9 protein-coding genes are annotated in these 10,446 nt (G+C 73.0%); 3 read left to right on the top strand and 6 right to left on the bottom strand.

Annotated features, from left to right (window positions below; translation table 11 throughout):
- Positions 1-276 precede the first annotated feature (276 nt).
- The 4 genes from ACZ5WE_RS05525 to ACZ5WE_RS05510 form a co-directional block, all read right to left on the bottom strand.
- Positions 277-1,632 (bottom strand): AAA domain-containing protein, encoded by a 1,356-nt coding sequence (locus ACZ5WE_RS05525; RefSeq protein WP_467687255.1) that lies wholly within the window; start codon positions 1,630-1,632, stop codon positions 277-279.
- Positions 1,629-3,227, bottom strand: a complete 1,599-nt coding sequence (locus tag ACZ5WE_RS05520; protein WP_467687257.1) for a hypothetical protein — start codon at positions 3,225-3,227, stop codon at positions 1,629-1,631. Before ACZ5WE_RS05520 ends, ACZ5WE_RS05525 begins: the two co-directional genes overlap by 4 nt.
- Positions 3,228-3,711: 484 nt before the next feature.
- Positions 3,712-4,860: a hypothetical protein gene (locus ACZ5WE_RS05515; RefSeq protein WP_467687259.1), complete on the bottom strand. Its 1,149-nt coding sequence runs from the start codon at positions 4,858-4,860 to the stop codon at positions 3,712-3,714.
- Entirely contained in the window at positions 4,796-5,818 is a 1,023-nt protein-coding gene (locus ACZ5WE_RS05510) for a phosphatase PAP2 family protein (protein ID WP_467687869.1), read from the bottom strand. Before ACZ5WE_RS05510 ends, ACZ5WE_RS05515 begins: the two co-directional genes overlap by 65 nt.
- Before the next feature lie 268 nt (positions 5,819-6,086).
- Between ACZ5WE_RS05510 and ACZ5WE_RS05505 the strand changes: the two genes are divergently transcribed.
- Entirely contained in the window at positions 6,087-6,680 is a 594-nt protein-coding gene (locus ACZ5WE_RS05505; RefSeq protein ID WP_467687261.1) for a histidine phosphatase family protein, read from the top strand.
- Positions 6,681-6,701: 21 nt separating this feature from the next.
- Here ACZ5WE_RS05505 and ACZ5WE_RS05500 read toward each other — a convergent pair whose 3' ends face one another.
- Positions 6,702-8,147: a tetratricopeptide repeat protein gene (locus ACZ5WE_RS05500; protein ID WP_467687263.1), complete on the bottom strand. Its 1,446-nt coding sequence runs from the start codon at positions 8,145-8,147 to the stop codon at positions 6,702-6,704.
- A 267-nt stretch (positions 8,148-8,414) separates the two neighbouring features.
- Here ACZ5WE_RS05500 and ACZ5WE_RS05495 point away from each other — a divergent pair, with 267 nt between their 5' ends.
- Together ACZ5WE_RS05495 and ACZ5WE_RS05490 are read left to right on the top strand one after the other, a co-directional pair.
- The gene (locus tag ACZ5WE_RS05495) at positions 8,415-8,900 is read left to right on the top strand and encodes a hypothetical protein (RefSeq protein ID WP_467687264.1); all 486 of its coding nucleotides are present in this window, start codon (positions 8,415-8,417) and stop codon (positions 8,898-8,900) included.
- Positions 8,901-8,966: 66 nt separating this feature from the next.
- Positions 8,967-9,827, top strand: coding sequence for a spermidine synthase (locus ACZ5WE_RS05490; RefSeq protein WP_467687266.1), 861 nt, complete (start codon positions 8,967-8,969; stop codon positions 9,825-9,827).
- 38 nt (positions 9,828-9,865) lie between these two features.
- On the opposite strand, the gene ACZ5WE_RS05485 is transcribed toward ACZ5WE_RS05490, so the two are convergent.
- Complete coding sequence (locus ACZ5WE_RS05485) at positions 9,866-10,396, bottom strand: hypothetical protein (protein WP_467687268.1); 531 nt, start codon at positions 10,394-10,396, stop codon at positions 9,866-9,868.
- Positions 10,397-10,446: the final 50 nt, after the last annotated feature.

The following is a 10,446-nucleotide window of genomic DNA, read 5'->3' as shown; positions in this document are numbered from 1 at the left end:
GGTCACGCGGTGCTCGGCGAGGCGGGCGAGTACTGCGTGGTTTGCCTCCCAGCCGTCTGGGCTGTTTCGTTTGGCCGCCTCCGGCGGCGTGCCGGCCCCCGTCCGGCGGGTGGTGGTGTGGTGTTCCGGGGGTCATGGCCGCCAGGTCACGCGGTGCTCGGCGAGGCGGGCGAGTACTGCGTGGTTTGCCTCCCAGCCGTCTGGGCTGTTTCGTTTGGCCGCCTCCGGCGGCGTGCCGGCCTCCGTCCGGCGGGTGGTGGTGTGGTGTTCCGGGGGTCATGGCCGCCAGGTCACGCGGTGCTCGGCGAGGCGGGCGAGTACCGCGTGGTTTGCCTCCCAGCCGTCCGGAAACTTCACCGTGACGCCCAGTTGGACCGGTTCCGTCGACGGGTGGTCGTCGAGCAGTTCGCTGACGCCCGCGCGGCAGATGACGATGCAGGCGTGGCGGTGGCGGGACGCCAGGACGCACAGGCGGCCCGTCTCCAGGTGGAACGCGGTGGCGTCCGGGCGGCCGGAGAGCGGGTGCAGGATCACCGTCACGTCGTACTCACGGCCCTGCAGCCGGTTTGCCGTGTCCACCGTGACGTCCCTTACGCCCATTTCCGCGAGGATCGCCCGCACCGCCGCCGCCTGGTCGCGGTGGGCGGTACCGACGGCGATCCGGTCGGCCGTCAGGGGAGTGGGGTCCGAGCCGCGCTCCGACGTGGCCGCGCCGCCCCGGTCCAGGAGGCGCCGGACGACCTGGGCCAGCGCGCGCACGGCCTCGGAGTCGGTGCGCGGCGTGTTCCGTGCGGGCAGTTCGAGCAGGCCCCAGCCCGAGTCCGCCGCCTCGTCGATCACCCGGTCCGGGCCCGAACCGTCCGACGGCACGCCGAAGTCGAGCCGTCTGTCGCCGTGGTCCGTGCCGCTACGGAAAGGCGTGTACGGATAGAACGCGGCCGAGACCAGCGGGGCCGCCGACGCCGGAAGCCGCCAGGACACCGGCAGGCGGTGCTGGGGCAGCTCGGGGTTGTGCGCGAGCAGGGTCGTCACGGCGCTCGCCGAAGGGTCGTACGCGAGACCGGCCCACTGCTCGGCGCCCACGATCGAGAACGGGTCGAGCTGACCGGGATCGCCCACGAACAGGGCCCGCTCGAAGAGCCCGGCCACCGCGAGCAGCGCGTCCGAGCGCATTTGGTAGGCCTCGTCCACGATCGCGTGCCGCCAGGGCTCCACATCCTTGACGTGCGCCCACTTCGCGGCGGTCGACACGACGACGTCGAGCCCGGCGAGGTCGGCGGCCTTCGTGGACGTACGGACGAAGGGCAGGTCGTCGAGCGCCTTGTCGTACGCGTCCCGGTCGCTGCTGTGCAGACGGCCCACCGGCAGCTCGGGGTCCTTCTCGGCGAGACGGAGCACCAGGTCGTCGACTTGCGCGTTCGTCTGCGCGATCACCATCAACGGGCGCCCCGCCGCGGCCAGTTCGCGGGCAGCGCGGACCACGAGCGTCGACTTGCCCGCGCCGGGCGGCGAGTCGACGACGACACCGCGGTGCGCGCCGTGCAGCGTGTCGTGCAGGATCGCGTCCGTGGCGCGGCCGGCCGCGGCGCCGGGGTCGAAGGAGGCGCGGTCGAAGGGAGCGGTCGGACTCACAGGGTGTCCTCCGGAGTCACGGGGTCGGGGCGCTCGGCAGAGCGCTCGGCGTCGTCGCCCGGCGGGCCGCCGTGTGTCCAGGGCGTCGCCTCGGGCTCGGGGAGCTTGGGGCCGCCGCGTTGCTCGTGCTCGAAGAGCGTCCAGCAGATCCGGTCGCCCTTCTCCGGCACGGAACCGGGCTCGGGCTCCTTGCCGCGCCCCATCTTGTCGACGACGCGCAGGACGACGATTCCCTCGCCCTCGTACGTCACGAACTCGGCTGTCTGCGGCTTGCCTTGGAGCGAGCGGTACACCTTCGCGCGCTCGGCCAGGTGCGGGCGGTCGTCCGTGCGGACGGTGACCAGGGGGCGGGGCCTTGGGCTCTTGCTCTCGCTGTACGCCATGACCACCTCGGTCACCTCTCCGGCGAAGGCCTCGCCCGCGAGCCGGTGGCCCGCCATCACCAGGGGGTCGTCGAGCGCTTCCTGGGCCTCGAGCCTGGCCTGCTCGCGCTCCCGCGTGGCGAGCTTGTTCGCCGCCGTCACCGCGTCGTCGACGCGGGGCTGCGGGGGTTCGCCCGCCGTCACGCGGTCCCGGTGGCCGGTGAACGACCAGCGGTCGCGGGTCCAGCGGTCGATGGCGTGCGGGGCCTCGGGGAGCGTGCAGAGCGCGTCGAGGCCACGCCACACCGCGTCCCAGGTGGGGCGGGTCCTGCTCTCGATCAGGGAACGGATCTCCCGCTCGGCCGCTGCCAGTTCGGCGAGGCGGGTGTCCGACTGGATGCCGTCCTCGGCGGTGGCGAGGGCGCGGCGCGCGCGGTCGTAGCGCTCGATGGCCGGGGCGAGGAGGCGGTTGTCGAACGCCGGGTCCGTGGCGGGCCCCGCGGGTGGGCAGAGCAGCTGGCCGCCCGCGTCCCGCGCCAGCTCGGCGCGGAGCGCGGCGTCGGCTCCGGAGGAGCCCTCCGGGGCCTCGATCCAGGCGAGCAGGGCGCCGAGGTGCTGGTCCTCCAGGCTGGACTGGCCGGTGGCCCAGTGCCGGGAGAGCAGCTCGGTCATGGCGACGAGCAGTGAGGAGCCAGGGACGCGGGCCCGCTCTCCGAAGTGGGTCAGCCAGCGGCCCAGAAGGGGGACGCGCGGCGGGGCGGGGTACGGAGTCTCCGGGTCCTGCTCGGCGGTGCGACGGAAGCGGGTGGAACGGCCGATGAGCCGTACGAAGTCGATGCCGGCGCGGCTCGGGACGATCAACTGCGGTGCGTCCGCGCAGAGTTCGACCTCCACCTTGACGCGCTTGCCGGTCTCCGGATCGGTCTCGTTGCGTTCCGCAGCCTCGACGTCGTCCGCGTACGAGTCGACGTACTCCAGGACGGTGTCAGCGAGTTGGGCGAGGAAGGTGAAGCGGAGGTCGCGGTCGCGGGGCTGGGGTACCACGAGGATGCGGGGCGAGGTGCGCTCCGTCCCGACGAGGGCGCCGAGCGGGGCGCCTGCCTCGCCGGCGGTGGTGAGGGGGACGAGGACGAGGGGGCGCTGGGAGAGGTGGCGGTGCCGTGCCGTTGCTCTCGGCCGGGCGCGGCCTGTTGCTACCGCCTCCAGGCGGGCGAGGTTGTCGATCAGTGACATCGTGCTGCCCTCCTCCCCTGCGGGGCCGCTGCGCTGGGCTTTCGCGGTGTGCTGTCCGTCGGCGCCTGCGGGCCGCCGTCCACCGCCCCGCCGCTTCGCGGCGGAATTCCCCCACCCACCCACCCGATCACCCGGCACCATCTGCTCACCGAACTGCTCACCGAAGGAAAGGCGGTAGCCGCCGCAGGGCATGGACGCGAGCGGCGGAGGCGCGTGACGGGGGAGCGGTGTGCGGTCGCACGAAGGTTCCGGAACGGGTGGGTGGGCGGGAGGAGAGCGGCTGCCGCAGCGCAGGGGTGCGGGAGGCGCGTGACGGGGGAGCGGTGTGGTGTCGCCGGGGAGTTCCAGAGCAGGGTGGCCCGTGGGGGAACACCGCCCGCCGCGGAGCACTGCACCGACCCGGGCAGCGTCCGGTGGCCCCGTGCCCCCGGGCAGCCGTGCATGCCCCGGCGGCGCGCATCGCGCGGCAGGCTCGCGGAGGCGGTCAGCACCCCGAACCCCCCGCCCCGCCCGAGGCGCCCACGCCCGACAACGCCTCGGCCCGCAGCGCCGACGCCCTCCTCAGTGCCGCCACTGCGGGGTCCTCGGGGTCGCCCGAGGTTCCGCAGGCCGCGGACAGAACGTCCCCGACCGTCGTCAGGCCCCCCAACTCCCCCCGCACCGAACGCCCCAGGGATGTCACCGCACCCTCCTCGCGGGAGCGTTCGCGGCAGTGGAAGGCCAGTTCGCAGGCGGCCAGGCACTCGGGGGCGTACGTCGCGGGGACCGATTCGACCGCTGTCGTCAGGTCGGCCGCGGGGCGGTTCACGTCGAAGGTGGTGCCATCCGGGAGCGCCGCCGCGATGTCCTCGATACGGGTCAGGCGTGCCAACTGGCGCCTGGTCACCGAGAGTTGTCTGCGGACATCGACCGCCGAAGCCGTGGGGAGGTTCGAGAAGTCCTTGGGGCAGACCAGGAGCACGTGGTCCCGGATGCGGGGCGCGGGGTCCATGTGTGCCGCGATCCGCTCCAGCGCCAGTGCGTACACCGCGGCCTGGCGTGCCGCCGCGCCCACCTTCGCCGCTTCCGCCGAACCGTCGATCATCGGGAAGGACTTGATCTCGACGACCGTCCAGCTGCCGTCGGGATGTGCCACCACCGCGTCCGGTTCGAGGAAGGCGGGCGTCCCCGCTACGTCGAGCGCCAGCATGGGGTGGTCCAGGAGGGTCCAGCCCTCCGTCGACGTCGCCTCGCGCAGGGCGAGTGAGGTGCGGGCCGCGCGGCCTTCGGGGCCCACCGCTGCGAGGTCCGGGACGGACGCCTCGCCCGGCACAGGCTCCGGGCCGCCGCCGAGCCTGTCGTGCACCAGACGCAGCAGCTCCGCGCCGCCGTCCGCCTTGACCTTCGCCTCGAAGGCATTGCCCCGCATGAACGCGAACTGCGACTGACCGAAGGGTGCGGGGGAGCCGAGCGACTGCGCGAGGGCCGCCTTGTCCACACCCGCGCCGTCGAGCAGTGCCCGCCGTCGGCATCCCGGATTCGCGGCGAGGGCCGCGAGCGCGCGGGCGTCGAGCGGCGACGCGGGTACGTCAGGTCCGCGCAGCTCGGCGAGCCGCTGTCTTAGTGCTGTCCCCCGCTTCGGCGGGGCGGGCACTCGGCTCGGCTCCTGGCTCGGCAGGCCGCTTGCGCGGCCGGGGAATTCGCTCACCCGTCGAAGTCTGGCACCCGCCACTGACAAGTGAGGAATCCGGGGCGGAAGAGGCCGCCGGTGAGCCCGTGAGGGAGGTGGACCGCGACCCGGCCACGACCCCCGGCGAAGGCTGCGCGACATCGAACGGCAGTCCGAACCTCGCCTTCACCCGGTCCGCGAGCCGCAGCACCGGCCGTACGAGGAGCAGTCCGATGCCCATCACCGCGGCGCCCGCGACCGCGTCGAGGAAGTAGTGGTTCGCGGTGCCCATCACGACGATCGTGGTGATCAGGGGGTAGGCCACCGCCGCGGCCTTGACCAGCGGCGAACGCCCGTGACGCCACAACACGACCCCGCACCACAGCGCCCACCCCACGTGCAGGCTCGGCATCGCCGCGTACTGGTTGGTCATGCCGCCGAGCCCGCGTGGGGCGCTCGCCTCGCCGCCCCACCAGCCGAAGTCGCTGTACTGCGCCATGGTGTCGACGAAGCCGTACCCCTCGCTCAGCAGCCGGGGCGGGCAGGTCGGCATGAGCGTGAAACCGATCAGGCCGATCATGGTGGAGGTCATCAGCCACGCGCGTGCGGCGCGGTAGTGGACCGCGCGGCTGCGGAAGAGCCAGACGAGGACCAAGGGCGTGACCAGATAGTGCAGCGACGCGTACCAGAAGTCGGCGGGGACGCCTATCCAGGAATGGTCGGTGAACAGACGGTTCAGCGGGTGCTCGGCGTTGAGGCGCAGGAGCTTCTCGAGGTGGAGTATGTCCAGGCCGTTGTCGACGGCGCCCGACACGTCACCGCGGGCCAGCAGCCGTCCCGCCGAGTACGCGGCGTACACCAGCACGAGCAGCGGCAGCTCGGTCCACCAGCGAAGCCGGCGCCCGACTATGCCCCCGGTGCCCGGAGCGTGGGTCTGCGGCATCCGGTCGGTCCCCCATCTGTCTTTGGTCATGCGGTGTTCGCCGCCGCCTCACTTTACGGCGTACGCGAAAGCCCGCTGAGGCGGTCCCCGGTCGTCTTAGACGCTGAGATCGACGAGCGGGTTGCTCCTCGCGGGCACGAGTGATCGCGACAGGGCGCGTGAGTGATGATGGAGGGTACGGACAGCCCTCTGTCCACAGAATTCGCTCTATGGCAGCCGATGGCCCTGATGGTCCCGACCGACGGCTGTCGGCTCGGAAAGGCTCGACATGGCACCGCGCATCCTGCTGGCCCGCCACGGACAGACGGAGTGGTCCCTGTCCGGGAAGCACACCGGCAGGACGGACGTCCCGCTCCTGGAAGAGGGCCGGAACGGCGCGAAACTCCTGGGCGAGCGTCTGGACCGCGCGCCCTTCGGCGGCCTCCCGGACGTCGAGGTGCGCACCAGCCCGCTCTCCCGCGCGCGGGAGACCTGCGAGATCGCCGGCTTCGGAGACCGCGCCACCACCTGGGACACGCTCATGGAGTGGGACTACGGCTCCTACGAGGGCATGACCCCGGCCGACATCCAGGGCGTACGCCCCGGCTGGTTCATCTGGCGCGACGGCGTCCCCAGGGGCGAGACCCTGGAACAGATCACCGCCCGCGCGGACGAGGTGGTGGCCTGGGCCCGCGGCGCGGACCGCGACGTCCTGGTCTTCGCGCACGGGCACATCCTGCGCTCCATCGGAGCGCGCTGGCTCGGCCTGGGCATCGACTTCGCCGCCCGCATCCGCCTCAACCCGACGTCGATCTCCACCCTGGGCTGGGCCTACGGCGAACCGGCCATCGAGTCCTGGAACGACACCGGGCACCTGGCATAGCCGCCGGGGGAGCGCGGTCGTCTACACCGCCCGCGGCAAGGAAGCGTGCCGCTCCAGGAAGCCGCACACCCCAGAGGCCCTCCGGTGCGGAAGCAGCACGCGGGCGGTCGTGGCGAGCATCGACTGGATGCGCGAGGACTGCACCTCGTCCAGGAGCCCGAGCACGCGCATCCCCGCCGTCGCCGCCTCGTCGGGGCGGCCCGAGCGGGCCAGGTCGTCGGCGAGCTCCGCCGTGTAAAGGGCGATGTTGCGGGTGAACTGCGGGGTCTGCGCCGACGCGATGCCCGCCGCGCGCCGTGCGTGCCGCGCGGCCCGCGCCCAGTCGCCGAGCGCCGACCAGCACTGTGCCTCGAGGACTTCCAGCTCGCCGGGGCCGTAGAAGGTCATCCACTCCGGGTCGGCGTCCGTGGGACCCCGGTCGAAGAGGGCGTGCGCACGGGACAGGGACCGCTCGCAGCCTGCCCGGTCGCCGAGCCCCGCCCAGCCCCCGGCCTCGCGCAGCGCGAGGAGCGAGAGCAGCCGCGGCGACGAGAGATGCCGGGCGGCCCGCGTCGCCGCCTGGGACGCCCGCACCGCCTCCCGCGGCCGCCCGGCGTCACGCGCCAGGAAGGCCGTGTTGCAGAAGGCGTGCGCCTCCAGCGCCGGATCACCGGCCATACGGGCCGTCGCGAGAGCCTCCGCGTAGTGCGAGCGGGCGTCGTCGAAGCGGCCCGAGTCGTGCGCCAACCAGCCCACGGAGATGGACAGTTCTCCGGCGCCCGTGTACAGCCGGTCCGCCATCGGCTGGCGGGTGGTGCCCGCGTCGAGCAGCGCGTAGGCGGTCCGCAGCGGGGCGGCCGCGCGCCGGTAGAGGCCGTCGGCACCGTGCCGGTCGTCGAGCAGCCGGATCCTGCGCACGGCCTCCTCGACCGCGCTCGCCTCGGCCTCGCCGGCCCGGCCGCCGGTCTGCGCGGTGGCTTCGGCAGGTCTCGGTTCCGCGAGCCCGAAGGGTCCCAGAGAGGCGGCGGCCACGGTGGCCGTACCGCTCATGAATGCGCGACGCCGCACGTCGATCTCCTCGTGACTCTGGATCTCGTACGGGTCGCACTCGTGCGGTTCGGGGCCCAGCGGCCCGGACGGGGGAGACTCATACAGCTGGATCGTGGTGTGTGATGAGGGCGCATCGGACTCGGCGCGCGCCCCCCGCCCGCGCACGGCGGCCCGGGGTGCGAACCCCAGATCCGTCAGCGTCAGGCCGGGGAACATGTGCAGGAACACCCGCTCGTAGGCGTAGTTGGGGCAGCGGATCTCGCCCGCCTCGACGCGGCCGATGTAACGGGCGTCGCAACTGACGCGCTCACCGATGTCGCGAGCGGCCCGGCGGATCAACGCGGCGAACTCGCCCGGCGAGCGCTGCCCCCGCCGCTGCCGGAAGTGAAGGTTCGGTCGTGGGGACGGAGTTGACGATGCCATCGGTGACGACGCCATGGCCTGACCCTCTCGTACGGATCGTGCCGGATCGCGCCGAATCCTGTGGATCCGGCGGTACTGCCCCTGCTCCGGCGGAGCACGAACGTACCCGTTGTGATGGGCCGGGCACGCGGAGTTTGGCTACAAACCGGATATCTCACCCACGATCCGCCATGAAGTGCCATCCTTTGCGGCGGCATCACGCCGTAGCTGTTGACGCCGTCCCGCGTTGAACCATGCGGAGAGGGAGCGACGCTGCTTCCGCCCTTGCGAGGAGGGGTCCCCTTGTTGGAGATCGGCGTGGAGAACGGCGAATCGCGGGCGTCGCTGACCACGGCACGGCACCTGCCGACCCAGGACCGCAGCGCACCACCCCAGCACAACCCCCGGCCCCCGGAGACGTCCGACTGCTGCGACCTCGTCACCGTCCCGGCCCGCCAAGGCCTCGAAGCGGTCGACATCCTGCGCCGCGGGGCGGGCGACGCCGTCGGTCCCGTGCTGCACGACGGGAGCTGCGACACCCTCGGCTTCCTGGTGCCGCCCGGCACCGCCGACGCCTGGGACCTGCCGGGCAGCGCCTGTACGCAGACCTCCGGCCGCGGCATCCGCGCGTACACCGAGCCGGAGCCCGTCCCCCCGCCGCCCCCGGTCGCGGGCAGCGGCTGGCTGCTGCCTCCCGACGAGGCCGATCCGGTCACCGACCCCGCCGTCCTGCGCGCGGCGCTCGGCCAGGCGGCCCGCACCATCGAGGCCGCCGACAACTGCCGCTGAGCCCGCGGCGGGGCGGTGCTCCAAGGTCATCGGGCCGCGCGCCGCGCGTACGCCGATAATGGTCCGATGGCAAGGAACAGGCGATCCCGGGAAGAGGCGGAAGCCGTCGTCGAGAAGGTGGACGGTGGGCTCGCCGAGCTGATGCCCGACCGGGACAGGCCGCGCGCGTGGACGCTGCTCGTGGACGGTGCCCCGCAGTCCCATGTCGACCTCGACGATCCGGCGTATCTCGACTTCGAGTACCAGCGCAGGCTCGGCCATGTCGCCGACCTGGTCGCGCCGCCCGGCAAGCCGGTCCAGGCCCTGCACCTGGGCGGCGGCGCCTTCACCCTCGCCCGCTACATAGCCGCGACCCGGCCCCGCTCCACCCAGCAGGTCATCGAGCGCGACACGGCGCTCATCCAACTCGTCCGCCGTGAACTGCCGTTGGATCCGCAGGCGCGGGTCCGGGTGCGCGGCACCGACGCCCGCGAAGGCCTCGCGAAGATCGCGGACGGCTGGGCGGACCTCGTCATCGCCGATGTCTTCAGCGGCGCCCGCACCCCCGCCCACCTCACCAGCGCCGAGTTCCTCGGCGACGTACGCAGGGTTTTGAAGCCCGGCGGTTTCTACGCGGCCAATCTCGCCGACGGACCGCCCCTGGCGCATCTGCGCGGCCAGCTCGCCACCGCCGCCACGCTCTTCCCGGAGCTGGCGCTCATCGCCGACCCCGCGGTGCTGCGCGGCAAGCGCTTCGGCAACGCGGTGCTCGTCGGCTCGGACCTGCCGTTGCCGATCGCCGAGCTGACCCGGCGCAGCGCGGGGGACTCGCATCCGGCACGGGTCGAGCATGGCAGGGCGCTCATCGACTTCAGCGGGGGAGCGGCGGCGGTCACCGACGCGAGCGCGGTGGCGTCACCCGCGCCGCCGCCTTCCGTCTTCCGCTGAAGCTGCTCCGGCGGAGGTCCTTCTGTTGAACCCGCCGGTCAGTACTCGTTGATCTCCACCACCGGGGCGTGGTCGTGCCACGTGCAGAACACCGAGACCTTGTCGGCGCCCGCCGTGAATTCCACCCTGATCCAGGTGTCCTGCTTCCACACCTGCACCGACCAGCCCGCCGCCGGGGTCGCCGACACCAGCTTCGCGGAGTCCTTGCCGAGGTCGAAGACGACCCGGCCGCCCTCGGAGGAGTAGCTCTTCACGTTGCCGGGTGCGGAGGCGGGAGCGGAGGGGCTGCTCGGCTTGCTGCTCCTCGTCTTCGACGGCTTGCTCTCGGGGGGCTTCGACGACTTCGAGGGCTTCTTCGACTTCGAGGGTGAAGGGGTCGGCGTCGGGTCCGGGCGGTGCGTGGACGAGGAGAGCGGCTCGGCGCGGCGGCCGTCGGCCGCGAGCGGAACGGCACGCGGCGGGTCGTAGGCGGTGCCCGCCATGACCGTGTGGACACCCCACCAGGAGAGCGTGACCGCCGCGCCCGTGGCGAGCGACCAAGCCATTGCGTGTATGAGTCCTCTGCGCATCGCGAGCCATACTGCACCACTGGCCCCGTCTGCGTCCCAGGAGGACCGGG

Source organism: Streptomyces sp. NPDC033180, from assembly GCF_055577645.1.
The sequence above is the reverse complement of the archived record's forward strand: the minus strand, read 5'-3'. Positions and strand labels throughout refer to the sequence as shown.

Excerpts from the sequence above, each read along its gene's own strand:
- ACZ5WE_RS05510 (WP_467687869.1), bottom strand. The coding sequence starts at position 5,818 with ATGCCGCAGACCCACGCTCCGGGCACCGGGGGCATAGTCGGGCGCCGG.
- ACZ5WE_RS05485 (WP_467687268.1), bottom strand. The coding sequence starts at position 10,396 with ATGCGCAGAGGACTCATACACGCAATGGCTTGGTCGCTCGCCACGGGC.
- ACZ5WE_RS05505 (WP_467687261.1), top strand. The coding sequence starts at position 6,087 with ATGGCACCGCGCATCCTGCTGGCCCGCCACGGACAGACGGAGTGGTCC.
- ACZ5WE_RS05520 (WP_467687257.1), bottom strand. The coding sequence starts at position 3,227 with ATGTCACTGATCGACAACCTCGCCCGCCTGGAGGCGGTAGCAACAGGC.
- ACZ5WE_RS05500 (WP_467687263.1), bottom strand. The coding sequence starts at position 8,147 with ATGGCGTCGTCACCGATGGCATCGTCAACTCCGTCCCCACGACCGAAC.
- ACZ5WE_RS05490 (WP_467687266.1), top strand. The coding sequence starts at position 8,967 with ATGGCAAGGAACAGGCGATCCCGGGAAGAGGCGGAAGCCGTCGTCGAG.